Origin of the sequence: Ottowia sp., from assembly GCF_047601385.1 — a bacterium.
Classification (GTDB): Bacteria; Pseudomonadota; Gammaproteobacteria; order Burkholderiales; family Burkholderiaceae_C; genus Ottowia.
On the sequence record NZ_JASGJP010000001.1, the window covers coordinates 2,773,934 to 2,793,776 of the forward strand.

At 68.5% G+C, this 19,843-nt stretch carries 27 protein-coding genes and 1 tRNA gene; 23 read left to right on the top strand and 5 right to left on the bottom strand.

Features of this window, described 5'->3' with window-relative positions; translation table 11 throughout:
- Positions 1 to 25 precede the first annotated feature (25 nt).
- Positions 26 to 1,540 carry an SLC13 family permease gene (locus QM772_RS13600; protein ID WP_415137322.1) on the top strand — a complete coding sequence of 505 codons (1,515 nt, stop codon included), beginning with the start codon at positions 26 to 28 and terminating at the stop codon, positions 1,538 to 1,540.
- 1 nt (position 1,541) lies between these two features.
- On the top strand, positions 1,542 to 2,495 hold the full coding sequence (locus QM772_RS13605) for a lactate/malate family dehydrogenase (RefSeq protein WP_415137324.1): 954 nt from the start codon (positions 1,542 to 1,544) through the stop codon (positions 2,493 to 2,495).
- Between the two features lie 3 nt (positions 2,496 to 2,498).
- On the opposite strand, the gene QM772_RS13610 is transcribed toward QM772_RS13605, so the two are convergent.
- The 3 genes from QM772_RS13610 to QM772_RS13620 all read right to left on the bottom strand — a co-directional run bounded on the left by QM772_RS13610 (position 2,499) and on the right by QM772_RS13620 (position 5,462).
- On the bottom strand, positions 2,499 to 3,341 hold the full coding sequence (locus QM772_RS13610; RefSeq protein WP_415137326.1) for an SDR family NAD(P)-dependent oxidoreductase: 843 nt from the start codon (positions 3,339 to 3,341) through the stop codon (positions 2,499 to 2,501).
- A 52-nt stretch (positions 3,342 to 3,393) separates the two neighbouring features.
- Positions 3,394 to 4,224, bottom strand: coding sequence for a pyrroline-5-carboxylate reductase (gene proC / locus QM772_RS13615; RefSeq protein WP_415137328.1), 831 nt, complete (start codon positions 4,222 to 4,224; stop codon positions 3,394 to 3,396).
- An 89-nt stretch (positions 4,225 to 4,313) separates the two neighbouring features.
- Positions 4,314 to 5,462, bottom strand: coding sequence for an esterase-like activity of phytase family protein (locus QM772_RS13620; RefSeq protein WP_415137330.1), 1,149 nt, complete (start codon positions 5,460 to 5,462; stop codon positions 4,314 to 4,316).
- 145 nt (positions 5,463 to 5,607) lie between these two features.
- Here QM772_RS13620 and QM772_RS13625 point away from each other — a divergent pair, with 145 nt between their 5' ends.
- The 20 genes from QM772_RS13625 (at position 5,608) to QM772_RS13720 (ending at position 16,576) form a co-directional block, all read left to right on the top strand.
- The gene (locus QM772_RS13625) at positions 5,608 to 7,212 is read left to right on the top strand and encodes an FAD-dependent oxidoreductase (RefSeq protein WP_415137332.1); all 1,605 of its coding nucleotides are present in this window, start codon (positions 5,608 to 5,610) and stop codon (positions 7,210 to 7,212) included.
- 167 nt (positions 7,213 to 7,379) lie between these two features.
- On the top strand, positions 7,380 to 7,748 hold the full coding sequence (gene rplN / locus QM772_RS13630; protein ID WP_415137334.1) for a 50S ribosomal protein L14: 369 nt from the start codon (positions 7,380 to 7,382) through the stop codon (positions 7,746 to 7,748).
- Positions 7,749 to 7,758: 10 nt separating this feature from the next.
- Positions 7,759 to 8,076 (top strand): 50S ribosomal protein L24, encoded by a 318-nt coding sequence (gene rplX / locus QM772_RS13635; protein ID WP_415137336.1) that lies wholly within the window; start codon positions 7,759 to 7,761, stop codon positions 8,074 to 8,076.
- 8 nt (positions 8,077 to 8,084) lie between these two features.
- On the top strand, positions 8,085 to 8,624 hold the full coding sequence (gene rplE / locus QM772_RS13640; protein WP_415137338.1) for a 50S ribosomal protein L5: 540 nt from the start codon (positions 8,085 to 8,087) through the stop codon (positions 8,622 to 8,624).
- Positions 8,625 to 8,634: 10 nt separating this feature from the next.
- Entirely contained in the window at positions 8,635 to 8,940 is a 306-nt protein-coding gene (gene rpsN / locus QM772_RS13645) for a 30S ribosomal protein S14 (RefSeq protein WP_415137340.1), read from the top strand.
- An 18-nt stretch (positions 8,941 to 8,958) separates the two neighbouring features.
- Positions 8,959 to 9,354 carry a 30S ribosomal protein S8 gene (gene rpsH, locus QM772_RS13650; RefSeq protein ID WP_415137342.1) on the top strand — a complete coding sequence of 132 codons (396 nt, stop codon included), beginning with the start codon at positions 8,959 to 8,961 and terminating at the stop codon, positions 9,352 to 9,354.
- Between the two features lie 12 nt (positions 9,355 to 9,366).
- Entirely contained in the window at positions 9,367 to 9,900 is a 534-nt protein-coding gene (gene rplF / locus QM772_RS13655) for a 50S ribosomal protein L6 (protein ID WP_415137344.1), read from the top strand.
- A gap of 11 nt (positions 9,901 to 9,911) precedes the next feature.
- Complete coding sequence (rplR, locus tag QM772_RS13660; RefSeq protein ID WP_415137346.1) at positions 9,912 to 10,277, top strand: 50S ribosomal protein L18; 366 nt, start codon at positions 9,912 to 9,914, stop codon at positions 10,275 to 10,277.
- Positions 10,278 to 10,294: 17 nt separating this feature from the next.
- Positions 10,295 to 10,816: a 30S ribosomal protein S5 gene (gene rpsE, locus QM772_RS13665; protein WP_415137348.1), complete on the top strand. Its 522-nt coding sequence runs from the start codon at positions 10,295 to 10,297 to the stop codon at positions 10,814 to 10,816.
- A 14-nt stretch (positions 10,817 to 10,830) separates the two neighbouring features.
- Entirely contained in the window at positions 10,831 to 11,016 is a 186-nt protein-coding gene (rpmD, locus tag QM772_RS13670; RefSeq protein WP_180550655.1) for a 50S ribosomal protein L30, read from the top strand.
- An 11-nt stretch (positions 11,017 to 11,027) separates the two neighbouring features.
- On the top strand, positions 11,028 to 11,459 hold the full coding sequence (gene rplO / locus QM772_RS13675; RefSeq protein ID WP_415137351.1) for a 50S ribosomal protein L15: 432 nt from the start codon (positions 11,028 to 11,030) through the stop codon (positions 11,457 to 11,459).
- A 27-nt stretch (positions 11,460 to 11,486) separates the two neighbouring features.
- Positions 11,487 to 12,806 (top strand): preprotein translocase subunit SecY, encoded by a 1,320-nt coding sequence (secY, locus tag QM772_RS13680; RefSeq protein ID WP_415137353.1) that lies wholly within the window; start codon positions 11,487 to 11,489, stop codon positions 12,804 to 12,806.
- Between the two features lie 10 nt (positions 12,807 to 12,816).
- Positions 12,817 to 13,035, top strand: a complete 219-nt coding sequence (gene infA / locus QM772_RS13685) for a translation initiation factor IF-1 (protein ID WP_415137355.1) — start codon at positions 12,817 to 12,819, stop codon at positions 13,033 to 13,035.
- A 40-nt stretch (positions 13,036 to 13,075) separates the two neighbouring features.
- Entirely contained in the window at positions 13,076 to 13,189 is a 114-nt protein-coding gene (gene rpmJ, locus QM772_RS13690; protein WP_011481465.1) for a 50S ribosomal protein L36, read from the top strand.
- Positions 13,190 to 13,230: 41 nt separating this feature from the next.
- On the top strand, positions 13,231 to 13,596 hold the full coding sequence (gene rpsM, locus QM772_RS13695; RefSeq protein WP_415137359.1) for a 30S ribosomal protein S13: 366 nt from the start codon (positions 13,231 to 13,233) through the stop codon (positions 13,594 to 13,596).
- Positions 13,597 to 13,662: 66 nt separating this feature from the next.
- A complete protein-coding gene (rpsK, locus tag QM772_RS13700) occupies positions 13,663 to 14,067 on the top strand; it encodes a 30S ribosomal protein S11 (protein ID WP_415137361.1) in 405 nt (134 codons plus the stop codon).
- A 132-nt stretch (positions 14,068 to 14,199) separates the two neighbouring features.
- Positions 14,200 to 14,823 carry a 30S ribosomal protein S4 gene (gene rpsD / locus QM772_RS13705; protein WP_415137363.1) on the top strand — a complete coding sequence of 208 codons (624 nt, stop codon included), beginning with the start codon at positions 14,200 to 14,202 and terminating at the stop codon, positions 14,821 to 14,823.
- A 114-nt stretch (positions 14,824 to 14,937) separates the two neighbouring features.
- Entirely contained in the window at positions 14,938 to 15,933 is a 996-nt protein-coding gene (locus QM772_RS13710) for a DNA-directed RNA polymerase subunit alpha (RefSeq protein ID WP_415137365.1), read from the top strand.
- Between the two features lie 154 nt (positions 15,934 to 16,087).
- A complete protein-coding gene (gene rplQ, locus QM772_RS13715) occupies positions 16,088 to 16,480 on the top strand; it encodes a 50S ribosomal protein L17 (RefSeq protein ID WP_415137367.1) in 393 nt (130 codons plus the stop codon).
- A 19-nt stretch (positions 16,481 to 16,499) separates the two neighbouring features.
- A tRNA-Met gene (locus QM772_RS13720) sits at positions 16,500 to 16,576 on the top strand.
- Positions 16,577 to 16,666: 90 nt separating this feature from the next.
- Here QM772_RS13720 and QM772_RS13725 read toward each other — a convergent pair.
- The gene (locus QM772_RS13725; RefSeq protein ID WP_415137369.1) at positions 16,667 to 17,584 is read right to left on the bottom strand and encodes a 3-keto-5-aminohexanoate cleavage protein; all 918 of its coding nucleotides are present in this window, start codon (positions 17,582 to 17,584) and stop codon (positions 16,667 to 16,669) included.
- 8 nt (positions 17,585 to 17,592) lie between these two features.
- On the bottom strand, positions 17,593 to 18,573 hold the full coding sequence (locus QM772_RS13730) for a Bug family tripartite tricarboxylate transporter substrate binding protein (RefSeq protein WP_415137371.1): 981 nt from the start codon (positions 18,571 to 18,573) through the stop codon (positions 17,593 to 17,595).
- Between the two features lie 202 nt (positions 18,574 to 18,775).
- Here QM772_RS13730 and QM772_RS13735 point away from each other — a divergent pair, with 202 nt between their 5' ends.
- Positions 18,776 to 19,831: an AraC family transcriptional regulator gene (locus QM772_RS13735; protein WP_415137373.1), complete on the top strand. Its 1,056-nt coding sequence runs from the start codon at positions 18,776 to 18,778 to the stop codon at positions 19,829 to 19,831.
- Positions 19,832 to 19,843: the final 12 nt, after the last annotated feature.

Genomic DNA, 19,843 nt, shown 5'->3' on the forward strand with positions numbered 1-19,843 from the left:
ACCCAACGCACGAGAGGAGCCTCACATGGCATCCGCCCCCGTTCCCGCGCCGCCCGGCACGCCGTTCCAGTCGCAGCCGGAGCCCGGCTCCAACCGCAAGCTGGCCTTCCTGGGGCTGGCCATCGCCCTGTACCTCATCGTGCTGGCGCTGCCGCAGCCCGCGGGGCTGTCGGCCTCGGGGCAGGTGGCGCTGGGCCTGCTGGTGCTGGTCGTCACGCTGTGGATCAGCGAATGCGTCTCGCCCGCCAACAGCGCCGTCATCCTGACCGGCGCGGCCGTGCTGGGCCTGATGGGCAAGCCGCTCACCGAAGGCGGCAAGCCGATGAAGTCGTCCGACGCGCTCACCACCATGATCAGCGGTTTCTCCTCCACCGCCGTGCTGCTGGTGGCGGCGGCGCTGTTCCTGGCGGTGGCGCTCAAGCACACCGGGCTGGACCGGCGCGTGGCGCTGATGGTGATGAGCAAAGTGGGCATCTCGCCCGCGCGGCTGACGCTGGGCGCCATCCTGGTGGGGCTGGCGCTGGCGCTGTTCATCCCCTCGGCCACCGCGCGCGTGGGCGCGGTGATCCCGATCATGATGGGCATCACGGCGGCGCTGGGCCTGGCGAACAACAGCTCGCTGGCCGCCACGCTGATGATCGTCACCGCCCAGGCCTGCACCATCTTCAACGTCGGCATCAAGACCGGGGCGGCGCAGAACATCATCAGCCTGGACTTCATGCAGAAGGCCTTCGGCATGAACATCACCTGGGGCAAGTGGTTCATCACCGCGCTGCCCTTCACCATCGGCATGAGCGTGGTGCTGTTCTTCGCCGCGCTGTGGCTGCTGCGCCCCCAGGTGCCCGCCAAGGAGGCCGCCGAGGCCCAGCTGCGCGAGCAGCTGGCCCACCTCGGCCCCGTCTCCGCCGCCGAGAAGCGCCTGATCGTCGTGGCCATGCTGCTGCTGCTGATGTGGTCCACCGAGGGGCTGCTGCACCCCTTCGACACCACCACCACGACGCAGATCGGCATCGCCCTGCTGCTGATGCCCAAGATCGGCGTGATGCACTGGGCGCAGGCCGAGAAGCTCGTGCCCTGGGGCACGGTGGTGCTGTTCGCGGCCTCGATCTCGCTGGGCACCCTGCTGTCGAAGACCGGCGCCGCCGCCTGGCTGGCCCAGCAGACGCTGGGTCAACTGGGCCTGGCGGCGCTGCCGGTGGTGACGGTGATCGCCGCGCTGTCGATCTTCAACATCGTGCTGCACCTGGGCTTCGCGTCGGCCACCGGGCTGGCCAGCACGCTGATCCCCATCTTCATCGCCTTCGCCGAAACCCTGCCGGTGAGCCGCGAGACCGCTTTCGGCATCGTGTTGATCCAGAGCTTCGTGGTCTCTTTCGGCTTCATCCTGCCGACCAACGCGCCGCAGAACATGCTGTGCTACGGCACCAACGCCTTCGGCGTGATGCAGTTCGCCAAGGTCGGCGTGGTGATGACGCTCGCCGGCCTGGGCCTGATCCTGCTGCTGTCGGCCACGCTGTGGCCGATGATGGGAGTGCTGTGAGATGGGCGCGCGCATCGGCGTCATCGGCACCGGCCTGGTGGGGGCCGCGGCGGCGTACCTGCTGTCTTCCACCCCCGGTGTGAGCGAGGTCGTGCTGGTGGACATGAACGCCGCCCGCGCCGCCAGCGAGGCGGCGGACATCGGCCACGCCGCCGCTTTCGGCCCGGCCGCGCGCGTGGTCGAGGGCGGCTACGGCGACCTGGCCGGGGCCAGCGTGGTGGTCATCACCGCCGGCGCCAGCCTCCAGCCCGGCCAGACCCGGCTGGATCTGCTGAAGCAGAACCTGGGCATCACCGACGGCATCCTGGCCCAGGTGGTGCGCGTGGCGCCCGGCGCTGTGCTGCTGTTCGCCACCAACCCGGTCGATGCCATGCCCGCCCTGGCCGTGCGGCGCCACGGCGTCGCGCCGGGCCGCGCCATCGGCACGGGCTGCATGCTCGACTCCATCCGCTTCCGCGACCGGCTGGCCCACATCCTGGACGTGTCGCCCGTGGCCGTGCACGCCTACGTGTACGGCGAGCACGGCGATTCGCAGGTGCTGTGCTGGTCGAACGCCGTCGTCGGCGGACTGCCGCTGCTGGAGTTCGCGGCGCAGCGGGGACGCGCCATCGACGCGCGGGAGCAGCAGGCCATCGCCGAGGACGTGCGCACCGCGGCCTACCGCATCAAGGCGGGCAAGGGGGTGTCCAACTTCGGCATCGGCGGCTGCATCGAGCGGCTGGTGCGCGCCATCGTGGGCGACGAGAAGGGCGTGTTCAGCGTCTCCACCTTCATGCCGCAGCTGCTGGGGGTGCGCGACACCTGCGTGTCGCTGCCCCACGTCATCGGCGCGCAAGGCGCCTCCCAGCCCTTCGTGCCGCCGCTGTCGGCGGCCGAGACGCAGGCGCTGGCGGGCAGCGCCGCCATCCTGCGCGACACCATCGCCGGCGGCCTGAAAACGCTGGCGGCGGCTTGACGCTCAGCCGCGCGCGCGCGTGGCGAAGCCCGCCACGGCGCGCGTGAGCCAGCGCGGCGTGACCTGCGCCCAGGCGGCGGTGAGCTGGTTGGGCAGGCCCGGCACGGCCACCGTCTGGCCCGCCATCAGCGCGCGGTAGCCCAGCGCGGCCACGTCGGCGGGCTTGGAGAGCATCTGCTGCGGCAGCTTGCGGATGGCCGCCGAGCCGGCCTGGATCTCGTCCATCATGTCCGTCTGCGTGAAGCCCGGGCACAGGGCGGTGACGGATACGCCGGTGCCGTGCAGCTCCTCCGACAGCGCCTCGGTCAGCGAGAGCACGAACACCTTGCTGGCGGCGTACGTGCCCATGGTGGGCACCGGCTGAAAGGCCGACAGCGACGACACGTTGAGCACCCGCCCCGCGCCGCGCTCGACCATGCCGGGCAGCAGGCGGCTGGTCATCTCGGTCATGGCGCGCACGTTCAGGTCGACGAGGGCGAGCAGGCGCTCGGTGGCGGCCTGCACGAAGGGGCCGGTATCGACGATGCCGGCGTTGTTCACCAGGATGCCGATGGTCTCGCCACCGGCCTGCGCGGCCTTCACCACGGCGGCGGGGCCGCCGGGCGCGGCCAGGTCCTGGGCGATGGTCTTCACGTCCACGCCGTGCTCGCGCGTCAGCTCGGCGGCCAGCGCGGCCAGCGCCTCCTTGCGGCGCGCCACCAGCGTCAGCGGGTGGCCGTGGCGGGCGAACTCGCGCGCCAGCTCGGCGCCGATGCCGGCGGAGGCGCCGGTGATGAGCGCGCGGCCGAGGTCCGCGCCGCGGCGGCGCGTGGATTGGCGGGAAGAGGCTTTCTTGCTGGCGGGCATGGTGGTTGTCTCCTGATGGTTGTCGCGATGATCGCCCGCCGATGATAGGTTCTTACCGCCCGAATTCGTCGCCCAGTTCCTGGGCGCGCTGCGCGGCGGCCTTCATGGCGGCGACGAAAGTCTCGCCCATGCCCTTCTCGCGCATCACCGTCAGGCCCGCGTAAGTGGTGCCGCCCTTGCTGGTGACGCGCTCGCGCAGGGTGGCCAGCGGCTCGGGCGAATCCTTGGCCAGCGCGCTGCCGCCCAGGAAGGTGCCCACCGCCAGCCGCCGCGCCTGCTCGGGCGACAGGCCCAGCTCGGTGCCGGCCTGCTGCATGGCCTCCAGGAAGAAGAACACGTAGGCCGGGCCGGAGCCGGAGAGGGCGGTCACGGCGTCCAGCAGTTTCTCGCGCTCGACCCACAGGTAGTCGCCGGTGGTGGCGATCACGCGCTCGGCCAGCGCGCGGTCGGCCGCCGTCACCGCCGGGGCGGCGAACAGCCCCGTCATGCCTTGGCCGACCAGCGCCGGCGTGTTGGGCATGCAGCGCACCACGCGGGCGCTGCCGGTGGCGGTGGCGATGTCGCCGGCGCGGATGCCGGCCATCACCGACAGTTGCAGCGCGCCGCCGACGTGCGGCGCCGCCGGCGCGGCGGCCTCCTTGAACATCTGCGGTTTGACGGCCCACACCACCAGCCCGGCGCGCGCCAGCGCCGCCGTGGGCGCGGGCTGCGCGGCGATGCCCAGGCGCTCGCGCAATGCCGCGCGCGAGGGCTCGAAGGGCTCCACCACGTCGATCTGGCCGGCCGGCAGGCCCTGCCGGATCAGCCCGCCGATGATCGCGCTGGCCATGTTGCCGCCGCCGATGAAGGCGATGCAGGGGAAGGAGGAAGTGGTGTTCGTCATGCGCTCAACCGTGTTGCTGTTTCAAAAATGATAGCTGCCTGCGCTTTACTGGCGGGCGCTGGAGGCCGATTTTGCTTGAAGCCAGAACGTCACAGCCCTGCGACCTCGAAGGCCGCGAACTGCGTCACTTGCAGCGGGTTGAAATTGTCGTCCGTGCACAGCACCAGCGTGCGGCGCCCATCTGCTTGGGGCGGCCCCCAGGCCATGGCCTCGAAGTTGTCCACGTGCGGCAGGCCGCTCTGGCGCAGGTCGAGCAGCAGGCGCTTGGGGCTAGGCCGGTAGCGCCCGGCGCGCAGCGTGTCGATGCCCAGGGTGTCGGTGGCGCCGTCCAGCGCGGCCTCGTACAGGCGGGCCGACACGCCGGTGGCGGGGGTCCAGGCGCGCTCCAGCACCCACATGCGGCGCTCGTCCCGCATCAGGATTTCGGCCACGCCGCTCTCGGCCGGGCCGTGCGGCATGGCGGCGCCGAAGGGCAGCGGCTCCGGCAGATAGGCCAACTGGCGGTCGGCGCGGCCGCTGGCCAGGTCGATGCGCGTGATGCGGCAGGCGCCCGGCGCGCCGCCCGGGATGCCGGGGCCCTCGTCCTGCGCCAGCGCGCTTTCCATGGCGGCCCAGGCGTGGCGGCCGTCGGGGGTGATCGCCAGGCCCTCCAGCGCCTCGTTGTCGCGCGGGCCGCGGCCCAGGCGGCCGATCTGGCGCAGCAGCGGGGGCAGGGCGATCTCGCGCAGCAGCGTGCCGTCCAGCGCCGATTCGTACAGCGCCGGCGGCACGCGGGCGCGGACGTTGCCTTCGCTGGCCCACAGCAGGGTGGCGCGGCCGCTGGCGGCGTCGCGCCGCAGCGCCAGGGCCTCCGGGTCGGTGTCGCCGCGCGGGAACGGGCGGCCGTCCGGCCCGCGCAGGGTGATCACGTCCACCCACTCGGGCCGCAGCGGCCGGCCCGGCTCGGGCGTCGGCAGGCGCAGCGCGTAGCAGCGCACCGGGCCGTGGCGGGCGCGGTCGTCCGACAGCGCGTACCAGAGGCCGGTGGCCGCGTCGTGCGCCAGGCCGGAGAGGCCGCCCACCACCGTGCCCTTGAACTCGCCGCCCGCCGCCAGACTGCCGTGCGCCAGCAGGCGCAGCGCGGCCGGTGCGTCGCCGGCGCGCGCCAGCGCGGGCCAGGCCAGCGCGCTGGCGCCCGCTGCCAGCGTGCGCAGCACGGAGCGGCGCGAGGTGGCGAAGGCGGAGTGGCCGGTGGGCATGGGGCGGCAGTCTACGCCGCCGGGGCGGGCGCCGGTATTCATGAAGGAAATCGGCCTCTAGCGCTTGTCTGGCAAGCGCTGGCAGCTATCGAAAGAGGAGAAATGTGCTTGCGGGCGACCCCCGCGTAGACTGTGCGCACCCGCCATGACGCCCGCCCCCCTGCCCACCGGCCGCGCCGCGCTCCTGCAGCGCCTGGCCGTGCCGCACCGCTACGACATCGCCGTCGTCGGCGGCGGCGCCAGCGGCCTGGGCGTGGCGCTGGACGCCGCCCTGCGCGGCCACAGCGTGCTGCTGCTGGAGGCCGAGGACTTCGCCAAGGGCACCTCCTCGCGCGCCACCAAGCTGGTGCACGGCGGCGTGCGCTACCTGGCGCAGGGCGACATCCACCTGGTGCGCGAGGCGCTGCACGAGCGCGTGCACATCCTGCGCAGCGCGCCGCACCTGGCGCAGCCGCTGCCCTTCGTCATGCCGACCTACCGGCTGTGGGAGGCGCCGTTCTACGGCATCGGCCTGAAGATGTACGACGCCCTGGCCGGCGAGGCGGGCCTGGGCCGCACCGAATGGCTCACCCCGGGCCAGGCGCTGCGCCTGCTGCCCGGCGCCCAGCCGCGCGGGCTGAAGGGCGGCGTCAAATATTGGGACGGCCAGTTCGACGACGCCCGCCTGGCCCTGGCCCTGGCCCGTACCGCCGCGCGCGAGGGCGCGCTCCTCATCAACCACTGCGCCGTCACCGAAGTGCTGCACGAGGCCGGCCGCGTCGCCGGGCTGGTGGCGCGCGACGCCGAGAGCGGGCGCGAATTCCGCATCCAGGCCGGCTGCGTCGTCAACGCCACCGGCGTGTGGGTGGACGCGCTGCGCCGGCAGGACGCCGAGGCCGCCGGCGCCAGCGCGCCGCCCCTCGTGGCGCCCAGCCAGGGCGTGCACGTGGTGGTGGACCAGAGCTTCTCGCCCGGCGGCCACGCCCTGCTGGTGCCCAGCACCGCCGACGGCCGCGTGCTGTTCGCCGTGCCCTGGCTGGGCAAGCTGATCCTGGGCACCACCGACACCCCGCGCCCCGACGTGCCGCTGGAGCCCGAGCCGTTCGCGCAGGAACTGGACTTCATCCTGCGCGAGGCCGCCCGCTACCTGCGCCGCGCGCCCACGCGCGCCGACATCCGCAGCACCTGGGTCGGCCTGCGCCCGCTGGTCAGGCCGGGCGGCGCGGAGGGTGGCGACACCAAGACCATCAGCCGCGAGCACACGGTGCTGGTGGCGCCGTCGGGCCTGGTCACCGTCACCGGCGGTAAGTGGACCACCTACCGCGCCATGGCCGAGGACGTGCTGGCGCGCTGCGCCGAGGCCGGCGTGCTGCCGCCGCGCGGCCCCTCGCGCACCGCCGGCCTGATGCTGGTCGGCGCCGACACGGCCGCCCGGCCGCCTGCCCTGAGCCGCGCGCCAGGCATGCACCTGTATGGCGCGGAGCAGGCCGCCGTGGCCGCGCTGCCCGGGGCCGAGCGCTGGCTGGCGCCCGGCCTCAGCGAGGCCATGGTGCGCTTCGCCGCGCGCCACGAATACGCCCGCACCGTGGAAGACGTGCTGGCGCGGCGCTCGCGCCTGCTGTTCCTGGACGCCGCCGAGGCCGCGGGCGCCGCCCCCGCCGTGGCCGAAGTGCTGGCGGCCGAGCTGGGGCCGGCCCATGACGTGGCGCTGCCGGCCTTCCAGGCCCTGGCCGCCGCCTACGCGCAACACGGCCGCATCGGGGCGGCTTGACAGCCCTCGCGGCTTTGACGATAATCGCTGGCTTCGCCCAATCCGGGTTGAAGAAATCTGCCCAAAACGTCGGCGTCCAGGCTTGAGTCTGGGTGCTGGCGGCGGGCCCAAGACTGTTCCGGCGCCGTGCCCCAGGCCGAGCCGGATGCAAGTTGGGAAACATTGAAATGATCCAGACTGAATCTCGACTCGAGGTGGCCGACAACACCGGCGCCAAGTCCGTCCTGTGCATCAAGGTGCTGGGCGGCTCCAAGCGTCGCTACGCCAGTGTCGGCGACATCATCAAGGTGAGCGTGAAGGAGGCCGCGCCGCGCGGCCGCGTCAAGAAGGGCGAGATCTACAGCGCCGTGGTGGTGCGCACCGCCAAGGGCATCCGCCGCGGCGACGGCTCGCTCGTCAAGTTCGACGGCAACGCTGCCGTGCTGCTCAACAACAAGCTGGAGCCCATCGGCACCCGCATCTTCGGCCCGGTCACGCGCGAGCTGCGCACCGAGCGCTTCATGAAGATCGTGTCGCTGGCCCCCGAAGTGCTGTAAGGAACGCGCCATGAACAAGATTCGCAAGGGCGACGAGGTCATCGTGCTCGCCGGCCGTGACAAGGGCAAGCGCGGCACCGTGTCGCTGCGCGTGGACGAAGACCGCGTGCTGGTCGAGGGCATCAACCTCGTCAAGAAGCACGCCAAGCCCAACCCCATGAAGGGCATCACCGGCGGCATCGTGGAAAAGGCCATGCCGATCCACCAGTCCAACGTGGCCATCTACAACAAGGCCAGCGGCAAGGCCGACCGCGTCGGCATCAAGACCCTGCAGGACGGCACCCGCGTGCGCGTGTTCAAGTCCAGCGGCGAAGAGATCAAGGCCTGAGGAACATCATGGCACGACTGCAACAACACTACCGCGAAAAAGTGGCGCCCGAACTGATCAAGAAGTTCGGCTACAAGTCGCCCATGGAGGTGCCGCGCATCACCAAGATCACGCTCAACATGGGCGTGAGCGAGGCCGTGGCCGACAAGAAGGTCATGGACAGCGCCGTCGCCGACCTGACCAAGATCGCCGGCCAGAAGCCTGTGGTCACCAAGGCCAAGAAGGCCATCGCCGGCTTCAAGATCCGCGAGGGCCAGGCCATCGGCACCATGGTCACGCTGCGTGGCGTGCGCATGTACGAATTCCTCGACCGCTTCGTCACCGTGGCGCTGCCGCGCGTGCGCGACTTCCGCGGTATCTCGGGGCGCTCGTTCGACGGCCGCGGCAACTACAACGTGGGCGTCAAAGAGCAGATCATCTTCCCCGAGATCGAGTACGACAAGGTCGATGCCCTGCGCGGCCTGAACATCAGCATCACGACCACGGCCAAGTCCGACGAGGAGGCCAAGGCGCTCCTGGCGGCTTTCCGTTTCCCGTTCAAGAACTGAGGGTGATCACGTGGCAAAAGTAGCTTTGATCGAACGCGAACTCAAGCGCGAGAAACTGGTCGCCAAGTACGCCAAGAAGCACGCCGAGCTGAAGGCCATCGCCAATGACGCCAAGCGCGGCGACGACGAGCGCGCGCAGGCCCGCCTGGCGCTTCAGAAGCTCCCGCGCAACGCCAACCCGACGCGCCAGCGCAACCGCTGCGAGATGACCGGCCGCCCGCGCGGCACCTTCCGCCAGTTCGGCCTCGGCCGCGCCAAGGTCCGCGAACTGGCCTTCGAAGGCCAGATTCCCGGCGTCACCAAGGCGAGCTGGTAATCGGCAGGAGAGAACAACATGAGCATGAGTGATCCCATCGCCGATCTGCTGACCCGCATCCGCAACGCGCAGATGGTGGCCAAGCAGACCGTGTCGGTGCCGTCTTCCAAGGTGAAGGTGGCCATCGCCCAGGTCCTGAAGGACGAGGGTTACATCGATGGCTTCGAGGTCAAGAGCGAAGACGGCAAGTCCGAGCTGCTGATTGCCCTCAAGTACTACGCTGGCCGCCCGGTCATCGAGCGCATCGAGCGCGTCAGCCGCCCCGGCCTGCGCGTGTACAAGGGCTGCGACGCCATCCCGCAGGTCATGAACGGCCTGGGTGTCGCCATCGTCACCACCCCCAAGGGCGTGATGACCGACCGCAAGGCGCGCGCCACCGGTGTCGGTGGCGAAGTGCTGTGCTACGTCGCCTAAGGAGAAACGACCATGTCCCGCATTGCAAAAATGGGCGTCGCCGTTCCTTCGGGCGTCGACGTGCAGGTCAAGGATGACCAGATCACGGTCAAGGGCAGCGGCGGCGAGCTGAAGCTGGCGCCCAGCGCGCTGGTCAAGGTCGCGGCCGAGAACGGCAAGCTGTCGTTCACGCCGGCCGACGAGTCGCGTGAAGCCAATGCCATGAGCGGCACCATGCGCCAGCTGGTGAACAACATGGTGGTCGGCGTGAGCAAGGGCTTCGAGAAGAAGCTGACCCTGGTCGGCGTGGGCTTTCGCGCCCAGGCCCAGGGCGCCAAGCTGAACCTGCAGGTCGGCTATTCGCACCCGGTCAACATCGAGATGCCCGCCGGCGTGACGGTGGCCACCCCGACGCCGACCGAGATCGTGGTCAAGGGCGCCAACCGCCAGGTGGTCGGCCAGATCGCCGCCGAGATCCGCGACGTGCGTCCGCCCGAACCCTACAAGGGCAAGGGCATCCGCTATGCGGATGAGCGCGTCGTCATCAAGGAAACCAAGAAGAAGTAAGGACCTGCATCATGATGACCAAGAAAGAGCAGCGTCTTCGCCGCGCCCGCCAGACGCGCATCCGCATCGCCACCCAGGGCGTCGCGCGCCTGATGGTGAACCGAACCAACCTGCACATCTACGCCGCCGTCGTCTCCGGGGACGGTGCCAGGGTGCTGGCCAGCGCCTCCACCGCCGAGGCCGAGATGCGCAAGGCGCTGGGCGCGGGTGGCAAGGGCGGCAACGTGGCCGCCGCGCAGCAGATCGGCAAGCGCATCGCCGAGCGCGCCAAGGCCGCCGGCGTCGAGAAGGTCGCTTTCGACCGCGCGGGCTTCGCGTACCACGGCCGCGTCAAGGCGCTCGCCGATGCCGCGCGTGAGGCGGGTCTGCAGTTCTGAACGGTAGGACGGACAAGATGGCAAAGTTTCAGGCTAAGACGCAGGGTGACGGTCCGGAGGACGGCCTGCGCGAGAAGATGATCGCGGTCAACCGCGTCACCAAGGTGGTCAAGGGCGGCCGCATCCTCGGTTTCGCCGCACTGACCGTGGTGGGCGACGGCGACGGCCGCGTCGGCATGGGCAAGGGCAAGTCCAAGGAAGTGCCCGCCGCCGTGCAGAAGGCGATGGAAGAAGCCCGCCGCAACATGGTCAAGGTGTCGCTCAAGGAAGGCACCATCCACCATGGCGTGACGGGCCACCACGGCGCCGCCACCGTGATGATGGCACCGGCGCCGCGCGGTACCGGCATCATCGCCGGCGGTCCGATGCGCGCCGTGTTCGAGGTGCTCGGCATCACCGACATCGTGGCCAAGAGCCACGGCACGTCCAACCCCTACAACATGGTCCGCGCCACGCTGGATGCACTCAACAACTGCACCACGCCGGCCGAAGTGGCGGCCAAGCGAGGCAAGTCGGTCGAAGATATCTTCGCCGCCTGAACCGGAGTCTAGACATGGCAACCGAGCAGAAAACCGTCAAGGTCCAGTTGGTCCGCAGCCCGATCGGCTGCAAGGAATCGCACCGCGCCACCGTGCGCGGCCTGGGCCTGCGCAAGCTGAACAGCGTGCGCGAACTGCAGGACACGCCTGCGGTGCGCGGCATGATCAACAAGATCGACTACCTGGTCAAGATCGTCTGAGGAATCGAGTCATGGAACTCAACACCATCCAGCCCGCCGAGGGCGCCAAGCGCGGCCGCCGCCGCGTGGGCCGCGGCATCGGCTCCGGCCTGGGCAAGACGTCCGGCCGCGGCCACAAAGGTCAGAAATCGCGTGCCGGCGGCTACCACAAGGTGGGCTTCGAAGGCGGCCAGATGCCGCTGCAGCGCCGCCTGCCCAAGCGCGGCTTCAAGTCGGCGTCTCTCAAGTTCAACGCCGAGGTGACTCTGTCCGACCTGCAGCGCCTGGGTGCCGCCGAGGTGGATCTGCTGGCCCTGAAGAAGGCCGGCCTGGTGCGCGAGATCGTCAAGGTCGTCAAGGTCATCAAGTCGGGCGAGCTGAGCGCCGCCGTCAAGCTGACCGGCATCGGCGCCACCGCCGGCGCCAAGGCCGCCATCGAGGCGGCCGGTGGCTCGCTGGCCTGAAGCAACCCGATCGAAGGTGTTTGAGTAGTGGCCACCAGCGCAACGCAAATCGCGAAGACCGGCAAGTACGGCGACCTGCGTCGCCGCCTGGTCTTTCTGCTGCTCGCGCTGGTCGTGTACCGGGTCGGCGCGCACATTCCCGTGCCCGGCATCAATCCGGACCAGTTGCGTCAGCTGTTCGAGGGCCAGCAGGGCGGCATCCTGAACCTGTTCAACATGTTCTCGGGTGGCGCGCTGTCGCGTTTCACGGTGTTCGCGCTGGGCATCATGCCTTACATCTCCGCGTCGATCATCATGCAGCTGATGACCTACGTGGTGCCCACCTTCGAGCAGATGAAGAAGGAAGGTGAGGCCGGGCGGCGCCGGATTACCCAGTACACCCGCTACGGCACGCTGGGCCTGGCGCTGTTCCAGTCGTTCGGCATCGCGGTGGCGCTGGAGGCATCGCAGGGCCTGGTGGTCAGCCCGGGCTGGGGCTTCCGCCTGACCGCCGTGGTCAGCCTCACCGCCGGCACCATGTTCCTGATGTGGCTGGGCGAGCAGATCACCGAGCGCGGCCTGGGCAACGGCATCTCGATCCTGATCTTCGCCGGCATCGCCGCCGGCCTGCCGAGCGCGGTGGGCGGTCTGATGGAGCTGGTGCGCACGGGTGCGATGAGCATCATCGTGGCGCTGTTCATCGTCGCGCTGGTGTGCCTGGTGACCTACTTCGTGGTGTTCGTCGAACGCGGCCAGCGCAAGATCCTCGTGAACTACGCGCGGCGCCAGGTGGGCAACAAGGTCTACGGTGGACAGTCGTCGCACCTGCCGCTCAAGCTCAACATGGCCGGCGTGATTCCGCCCATCTTCGCCTCGTCCATCATCCTGCTGCCCGCCACCGTGGTGGGCTGGTTCAGCGCCGGTGATTCGATGCGCTGGCTGAAGGATCTGGCGAGCACGCTTTCCCCCGGTCAGCCCATCTACGTGATGCTGTACGCGGTGGCGATCATCTTCTTCTGCTTCTTCTACACCGGCCTGGTGTTCAACAGCCGGGAGACGGCCGACAACCTGAAGAAGAGCGGCGCCTTCATTCCGGGCATCCGCCCGGGCGACCAGACGGCGCGCTACATCGACAAGATCCTGATGCGGCTGACGCTGGCTGGCGCCATCTACATCACGGCGGTGTGCCTGCTGCCCGAATTCCTGATCCTGCGCTACAACGTGCCGTTCTACTTTGGCGGCACCTCGTTGCTGATCCTGGTGGTCGTGACGATGGACTTCATGTCCCAGGTGCAGAACTACATGATGAGCCAGCAGTACGAGTCGCTGCTCAAGAAAGCGAATTTCAAGACCAGTCTGGGCGGTTGACGAGGCATGCATGTCGAAGGACGACGTCATTCAGATGCAGGGCGAGGTTCTGGAGAACCTGCCCAACGCCACGTTTCGTGTGAAGCTTGAAAATGGTCACGTCGTACTGGGTCACATATCCGGCAAGATGCGCATGCACTACATCCGCATCCTGCCGGGCGACAAGGTCACTGTGGAGATGACGCCCTACGACCTGTCGAGGGCGCGCATCGTGTTCCGGGCCAAGTGAGGCGCGGAAGAGGGTATAGAGAGAGTTTTAGGAGAGTGAAATGAGAGTTTCAGCTTCGGTCAAGAAGATCTGCCGCAACTGCAAGATCATCCGCCGCAAGGGTGTGGTTCGCGTGATCTGCACCGACCCGCGCCACAAGCAGCGCCAGGGCTGAGCCGCGCGCTGCCTGCACGAACGTTCAGAGGATAAGAGCACATGGCACGTATTGCTGGTATCAACATTCCGCCGCACAAGCACGCCGAGATCGGCCTGACGGCGATCTTCGGCATCGGCCGCACGCGCGCGCGCAAGATCTGCGACGCCTGCGGCATTCCGTATTCCAAGAAGGTCAAGGACCTGACGGATGCCGACCAGGAGAAGATCCGCGACCAGATCGCGCAGTTCATCATCGAGGGCGACCTGCGCCGCGAGACCACGATGAACATCAAGCGCTTGATGGACATCGGCTGCTACCGGGGCTTCCGCCACCGCCGCGGCCTGCCCATGCGCGGCCAGCGCACCCGCACCAACGCCCGCACCCGCAAGGGCCCGCGCAAGGCGGCGCAGGCGCTGAAGAAATAACGACGGATTCAACACGGCATTGCCGCGCAATGCCGTGTTCTTCTGAACATCAAGGAACGCTAGACCATGGCCAAGTCACCCGCCAGCAACGCCGCCCAGCGCGTACGCAAGAAAGTCCGCAAGAACATTTCGGACGGCATCGCGCACGTGCACGCGTCGTTCAACAACACCATCATCACCATCACCGACCGCCAGGGCAACGCGCTGTCGTGGGCCTCGTCGGGCGGCCAGGGCTTCAAGGGCTCGCGCAAATCGACGCCCTTCGCGGCCCAGGTGGCCTCGGAAGTGGCCGGCCGCGCGGCGATCGAGCAAGGCATCAAGAACCTCGACGTCGAGATCAAGGGCCCCGGCCCCGGCCGCGAGTCCTCGGTGCGCGCGCTGGCCGCGCTGGGCATTCGCATCAACTCGATCTCCGACGTGACGCCGGTGCCGCACAACGGTTGCCGGCCGCAAAAGCGCCGGAGAATCTGACGACGGGTCAACACGGCATTGCTGCGCATGCCGTGTCCTTCTGATCTTTTTCTCAAGCCCACCGCCAGCCCCTGCAAGGCGCTGGCTCCCGCGATGAACGGTCGCGGCAGTTGATACACAAAGGAAGCTCAAGTGGCACGCTATCTCGGCCCCAAGGCCAAACTCTCCCGCCGTGAAGGCACCGACCTGTTCCTGAAGAGCGCGCGCCGCTCCATCAGCGACAAGGCCAAGTTCGACTCCAAGCCCGGCCAGCACGGCCGCACCTCCGGCCAGCGCACCTCCGACTACGGCCTGCAGCTGCGCGAGAAGCAGAAGGTCAAGCGCATGTACGGCGTGCTCGAAAAGCAGTTCCGCCGCTACTTCGAGGAAGCCGACCGCCGCAAGGGCAACACCGGCGCCAACCTGCTGTCGCTGCTGGAGTCGCGCCTGGACAACGTGGTCTACCGCATGGGCTTCGGCTCCACCCGCGCCGAGGCGCGCCAGCTGGTGTCGCACAAGGCCGTCACCGTCAACGGCCAGCCGGTGAACATCCCGTCGTACATGGTCAAGGCCGGCGACGTGATCGCCGTGCGCGAGAAGTCCAAGAAGCAGACCCGCGTGCAGGAAGCCCTGCAGCTGGCCGGCCAGGTCGGCTTCCCGGCCTGGGTGGAAGTCAGCGCCGACAAGGCCGAAGGCACCTTCAAGAAGACGCCCGACCGCGACGAGTTCGGCGCCGACATCAACGAATCGCTGATCGTCGAACTCTATTCGCGCTGATCCTTTTGATCTTCAGCGCCCTTTTTGTTCCGACCCGCCGGCCCGGCGGGTTTGGTGCTTCACCAGCCTTACCGGTGTAACGAGCCGGGGGTATTGAGAGGAAGTCTAGGAAAAATGCAAACCCAACTGCTGAAACCCAAAGCGATCAACGTCGAGCCCCTGGGCCACAACAAGGCGGAGGTCACGCTCGAGCCGTTCGAGCGCGGCTACGGCCACACCCTGGGCAACGCGCTGCGCCGCGTGCTGCTGTCCTCCATGGTCGGCTACGCGCCCACCGAAGTGACCATCGCCGGCGTGCTGCACGAATACTCCAGCATCGACGGCGTGCAGGAAGACGTGGTCAACATCCTGCTGAACCTGAAGGGCGTCGTCTTCAAGCTGCACAACCGCGACGAAGTGACCCTGAGCCTGCGCAAGGACGGCGAGGGCGTGGTCACCGCCGCCGACATCCAGACTCCGCACGACGTCGAGATCGTCAACCCCGAGCACGTCATCGCCAATCTGTCGCAGGGCGGCAAGCTCGACATGCAGATCAAGGTCGAGAAGGGCCGCGGCTACGTGCCCGGCACGCTGCGCCGCTACGCCGACGAGCCGACCAAGTCGATCGGCCGCATCGTGCTCGACGCCTCCTTCTCGCCCGTCAAGCGCGTGAGCTACGCGGTCGAGAACGCCCGCGTCGAGCAGCGCACCGACCTCGACAAGCTGGTGGTGGAGATCGAGACCAACGGTGCCATTACCGCCGAGGACGCGGTGCGCGCGTCGGCCAAGATCCTGGTCGAGCAGCTGGCGGTGTTCGCGCAGCTCGAAGGTGGCGCCATCGAAGGCATCTTCGAGCAGCCTTCGCAGCGCAGCGGCGCGGCCAGCTTCGACCCGATCCTGCTGCGCCCGGTCGACGAGCTGGAACTCACCGTGCGCTCGGCCAATTGCCTGAAGGCCGAGAACATCTACTACATCGGCGATTTGATCCAGCGCACCGAGAACGAGCTGCTCAAGACCCCCAACCTGGGCCGCAAGTCGCTCAACGAAATCAAGGAAGTGCTGGCCTCGCGCGGCCTGACGTTGGGCATGAAGCTGGAGAACTGGCCGCCCACCGGCCTGGACAAGCGCTGAGAGCTTTATAAGCCAAATCGGCCTCCAACGCCCGCCAGCCAAGCGCTGGCAGCTATTGGATTGATAGTAAACCGCTCGACAAAGAGCCTAAGTGCACGGGGCCGTACCTGATACGGCGGCCCTCTTACAAGGTAGAACCGAAAGGAAAAGCACCATGCGTCACGGCAACGGCCTCCGCAAACTCAACCGCACCAGCGCGCACCGCCAGGCGATGCTGCGCAACATGATGAACTCGCTGATCGCTCACGAGGCGATCAAGACCACCGTGCCCAAGGCCAAGGAGCTGCGCCGCGTGGTCGAGCCCATGATCACCCTGGCCAAGCAGGACAGCGTGGCCAACCGCCGCCTGGCCTTCGCCCGCCTGCGCGACGACGCCAGCGTGGCCAAGCTGTTCACCGAACTGGGCCCGCGCTTCAAGGCGCGCCCGGGCGGCTACACGCGCATCCTGAAGATGGGCTTCCGCGTGGGCGACAACGCGCCCATGGCTTTCGTCGAGCTGCTCGATCGCCCCGAGGCGGCCGACGGCGAGCAGGCCGGCAAGGAATAGGTTATAATCATTGGCTTACCGCGGGGTGGAGCAGTCTGGTAGCTCGTTGGGCTCATAACCCAAAGGTCGGAGGTTCAAATCCTTCCCCCGCAACCACACACAGCCGCAAAAAGCCCGCCTCATCGGCGGGCTTTTTGCTTTCGTCCGGCCAAGTAGCTCGGCCCTCGGAGGCAATGCCCAGCGGGCCTATCGCTTCAACTGCGCGTCGGCGGTACGGGCCACCGAACTGCTGCGCAGCCCGAGCGCGGAGCGTACTTCGGTGGGGCTGGCGACCTCCCGGCCCAGCAAACGGGCCAGCTGGACAACCTTCTCGACCTGCTGCGCATTCGAGCGCGCCAGCACACCCGGTTCGATGTAGAGGCTGTCCTCCAGGCCCACACGGACACCGCCGCCGAGCAGCATGGCTTGCGCAGCCACGCTGAACTGGCTCGGGCCGATGCCCGCCGCAGCCCAGTGGGCGCCTGCCGGCAGCATGTCCTTCAGGGCCAGCAACGTTTGCGCCGTGGCTGGCGCCCCCCATTTCACGCCCAGGACGAACTGGAAGGACAGCGGCGCCTCTATCAGGCCTTCGTCGATCAGTTCGCGGGCCAGCACCAGGTGCCCGAGATCGAGGATTTCGAGATCGGGCACCGTTCCCGCGCCGCGGATGCGCCGCGCCATTTCCCGCAGGTGGTCCGCGGTGTTCATGAACACGCCGCGGCCATAGCTCAGCGAGCCCATGTCCAGGCTGCACATGTCCGGGCGCAGGGCTTCGACGTGCGCCACACGCTGGGCCGGGCTGCGGTAGTTCGTGCCGGGCCCCGCCACGGCCGGCGCCTGATCGCCCGGAATGAACTCGGCGCCCTCGCCGCAAGTCAGTTCGATGACCAGGCGCTCGTCTTTTTCACGGATGCGTTCGATGGCCTCGCGGTAGAGCGCCAGATCGCTGGACGGCCGCCCCGACGCCGGCTCGCGCGCGTGGAGGTGGACGATGGCTGCGCCGGCCCGGCCCGCCTCCAGCGCGGATTCGGCGATCTGCCGGGGCGTGATGGGCACCGCGGGGTTGACGCTGAAGCCGCTGCCTCCGCCCGTCACCGCGCAGGTGATGATGACCGCGCTTTCCATTTTCCGGCCTACTGCGGCTCGATCTTCAGCTCTTCGAAAAGGCGCTTGGTCTGCTGGCGGCGTGCCGCCAGCGTCTGGGCGAACGCGGCCGGATCGCTCACGACCAGTTGATAGCCGTTGGGATCGAGGTATTTCTCCTGCATCTCCGGCTTGGACAAAACCTGGCGCACGGCCGCGTGGATCTTCTGCACGGTGTCCGCAGGCGTGCCGCGGGCCACCGCGAGGCCGATCAGTGTCCGGTAGTCCATGCCGGGGTAGCCGGATTCCGCGAACGTGGGTACGTTGGGCAAGGCCCGCTGCCGCTCGTTACCGGTGACGGCCAGCACGCGCATCTTCCCGCTGGGAACGAAAGGCGTGGCCAGGCCCAGGGCGCCGATGACGATGTCGATCTGGCCGCCCAGCAGGTCCTGCACCATCTGTGCCGGTGCCTTGTACGGCACGTGCGTCATTCCCTGCGTGCCCGTGACGCGCTGGAAGATCTCCATGGCCAGGTGCGTGCCGGAGCCCGTGCCGAGCGAAGAAAAACGCAGCTTGCCGGGGTCTTTCTTGGCGATGGCGACCAGGTCCGCCAGGGTGCGCGCCGGGGAATCGCCATGGACGATGAGCGCGTAGTTGACCGCGAACAGCTCCGACACCGGCACCAGGTCGCCCGCCGGGTCGTAGGGCAACTTGCGGAACAGGAAGCTGTTGTTGACGAGGCCGGTCTCGGTGCCGAAGAACCAGGTCAGGCCATCAGGCTTGGATTTCGTGACGGCCTCGATGGCGATGATCTCGGAGGCGCCCGGCTTGGGCTCGACCACCACGGGCTGGCTCCACACGGACTTCAGGGCATCCGCCAGCACGCGCGACATCGTGTCGATCACGCCGCCGGGGTTGGGGTGGATCAGGCGCACGGGGCGATCGGGAAAGTCGGCCGCGACGGCGGGCGAGAGGAACGAGGCCCCCAGAGCTGCGGCAAGAAGGGCGGCGTGGCGCCGGGTGAGGTTCATGTCTGTCTCCTGGTATGTGATGGCGAATCGGGGTTCGCAGGCTCTGCTGGAATCCAACCGCGATGGTAGAAAGTGGCGCCCGGCACACTTATCATCCTGGGACAAAAACTTGTCACAGGGTGACAAGCCAGGAAGTCCACCGCGTTGGTGGGGACAGGAATCGCAAGGCATGCGTCCAAGGCTGAACCGCACCGCGGTCCTGATGAGCTACGTGCGCGTGGCCGAGTCGCTGGGTCTGGATGCCCGTGGTCTGGCCGCCGAGGCGGGCATTCGCGCGGAGCTGCTGACCACACCGGACCTGATGGTGCGCGCCCGCAGCCTGTTCCGGCTGAAGGAGCTGGCCGCGCAGCGCAGCGGCGCGTTGGACTTCGGGCTGCGCCTGGCGCGCGAGCGGATCAACTTCTCGTACCTCGGCGCATTGGGCGCCCTGGCGCGGGAGGAGCCGGACGTGCGGTCGATGCTGCGGTTGCTGGCGAACAAGATGCACCTGCACTCGGCCATCGCGACGGTGCGGCTCGCCGAGGCGGCGGACCTGGCCCTGGTGGAGATCGCCATCGACCCGGATGGCGAGAACAAGGTCATGCAGAGCACTGAGTATTCACTGGGCATGCTGTGCCTGATGCTGCGCCAGATGCTCGGGCAAAGCTGGCGGCCCGCGCAGGTCCACGTGATCCATCAGCAGCTGGGCACCTTGCCGCAGTACCGCGCCGTGTTCGGCTGCCCGATGAAGTTCGGTGCCAGCGCCAACCTGCTGGTGATGTCATCGCGCGATCTCGACCGTCCCAACCCGTTTCATCACGCGGGCCTGCGGGCCTACGTCACCATGGCGCCGACATCGTCGCTGGCCAGCGGGCCGGAGGGTTGCGTGGCGCCGCGCCTGGTCGCTCAGCTGGTGGGGCAGCTGCTGCCCAACGGGAACTGCTCCGCCGCTCAGGTGGCCAGCGGATTGGGCATCGACCGGCGGACCCTGCACCGCCACCTCGCCCGCGCCGGTACCAGCTACACGGAGGTGTTGCAGCAGACACGGGCGGCGCTGGCTCGGCAGTATGTCGCCGCCGGCGCGCTGGGCATGACGGAGATCGCGGAGCTGCTGGGTTTCAGCGCCCTCGCCAATTTCTCGCGCTGGTTCAAGACCCAGCTGGGGAGTTCACCGAGGGTCTGGCAGGCAAGCCAGAAAGATGCCGGGTCTGTCGAGGGAGATCCGGTACGCGTCATCACTGAGCGTGCACCCGCCCCTCCGGCCAGCGCTCCACGCTGAGTGCCGCGCAAC

What these genes read in the sequence shown, in the direction of transcription:
- QM772_RS13600 (WP_415137322.1), top strand. Translation starts at nt 26, where the DNA reads ATGGCATCCGCCCCCGTTCCCGCGCCGCCCGGCACGCCGTTCCAGTCG.
- QM772_RS13605 (WP_415137324.1), top strand. Translation starts at nt 1,542, where the DNA reads ATGGGCGCGCGCATCGGCGTCATCGGCACCGGCCTGGTGGGGGCCGCG.
- QM772_RS13610 (WP_415137326.1), bottom strand. Translation starts at nt 3,341, where the DNA reads ATGCCCGCCAGCAAGAAAGCCTCTTCCCGCCAATCCACGCGCCGCCGC.
- proC (WP_415137328.1), bottom strand. Translation starts at nt 4,224, where the DNA reads ATGACGAACACCACTTCCTCCTTCCCCTGCATCGCCTTCATCGGCGGC.
- QM772_RS13620 (WP_415137330.1), bottom strand. Translation starts at nt 5,462, where the DNA reads ATGCCCACCGGCCACTCCGCCTTCGCCACCTCGCGCCGCTCCGTGCTG.
- QM772_RS13625 (WP_415137332.1), top strand. Translation starts at nt 5,608, where the DNA reads ATGACGCCCGCCCCCCTGCCCACCGGCCGCGCCGCGCTCCTGCAGCGC.
- rplN (WP_415137334.1), top strand. Translation starts at nt 7,380, where the DNA reads ATGATCCAGACTGAATCTCGACTCGAGGTGGCCGACAACACCGGCGCC.
- rplX (WP_415137336.1), top strand. Translation starts at nt 7,759, where the DNA reads ATGAACAAGATTCGCAAGGGCGACGAGGTCATCGTGCTCGCCGGCCGT.
- rplE (WP_415137338.1), top strand. Translation starts at nt 8,085, where the DNA reads ATGGCACGACTGCAACAACACTACCGCGAAAAAGTGGCGCCCGAACTG.
- rpsH (WP_415137342.1), top strand. Translation starts at nt 8,959, where the DNA reads ATGAGCATGAGTGATCCCATCGCCGATCTGCTGACCCGCATCCGCAAC.
- rplF (WP_415137344.1), top strand. Translation starts at nt 9,367, where the DNA reads ATGTCCCGCATTGCAAAAATGGGCGTCGCCGTTCCTTCGGGCGTCGAC.
- rplR (WP_415137346.1), top strand. Translation starts at nt 9,912, where the DNA reads ATGATGACCAAGAAAGAGCAGCGTCTTCGCCGCGCCCGCCAGACGCGC.
- rpsE (WP_415137348.1), top strand. Translation starts at nt 10,295, where the DNA reads ATGGCAAAGTTTCAGGCTAAGACGCAGGGTGACGGTCCGGAGGACGGC.
- rpmD (WP_180550655.1), top strand. Translation starts at nt 10,831, where the DNA reads ATGGCAACCGAGCAGAAAACCGTCAAGGTCCAGTTGGTCCGCAGCCCG.
- rplO (WP_415137351.1), top strand. Translation starts at nt 11,028, where the DNA reads ATGGAACTCAACACCATCCAGCCCGCCGAGGGCGCCAAGCGCGGCCGC.
- infA (WP_415137355.1), top strand. Translation starts at nt 12,817, where the DNA reads ATGTCGAAGGACGACGTCATTCAGATGCAGGGCGAGGTTCTGGAGAAC.
- rpmJ (WP_011481465.1), top strand. Translation starts at nt 13,076, where the DNA reads ATGAGAGTTTCAGCTTCGGTCAAGAAGATCTGCCGCAACTGCAAGATC.
- rpsM (WP_415137359.1), top strand. Translation starts at nt 13,231, where the DNA reads ATGGCACGTATTGCTGGTATCAACATTCCGCCGCACAAGCACGCCGAG.
- rpsK (WP_415137361.1), top strand. Translation starts at nt 13,663, where the DNA reads ATGGCCAAGTCACCCGCCAGCAACGCCGCCCAGCGCGTACGCAAGAAA.
- QM772_RS13710 (WP_415137365.1), top strand. Translation starts at nt 14,938, where the DNA reads ATGCAAACCCAACTGCTGAAACCCAAAGCGATCAACGTCGAGCCCCTG.
- rplQ (WP_415137367.1), top strand. Translation starts at nt 16,088, where the DNA reads ATGCGTCACGGCAACGGCCTCCGCAAACTCAACCGCACCAGCGCGCAC.
- QM772_RS13725 (WP_415137369.1), bottom strand. Translation starts at nt 17,584, where the DNA reads ATGGAAAGCGCGGTCATCATCACCTGCGCGGTGACGGGCGGAGGCAGC.
- QM772_RS13730 (WP_415137371.1), bottom strand. Translation starts at nt 18,573, where the DNA reads ATGAACCTCACCCGGCGCCACGCCGCCCTTCTTGCCGCAGCTCTGGGG.
- QM772_RS13735 (WP_415137373.1), top strand. Translation starts at nt 18,776, where the DNA reads ATGAGCTACGTGCGCGTGGCCGAGTCGCTGGGTCTGGATGCCCGTGGT.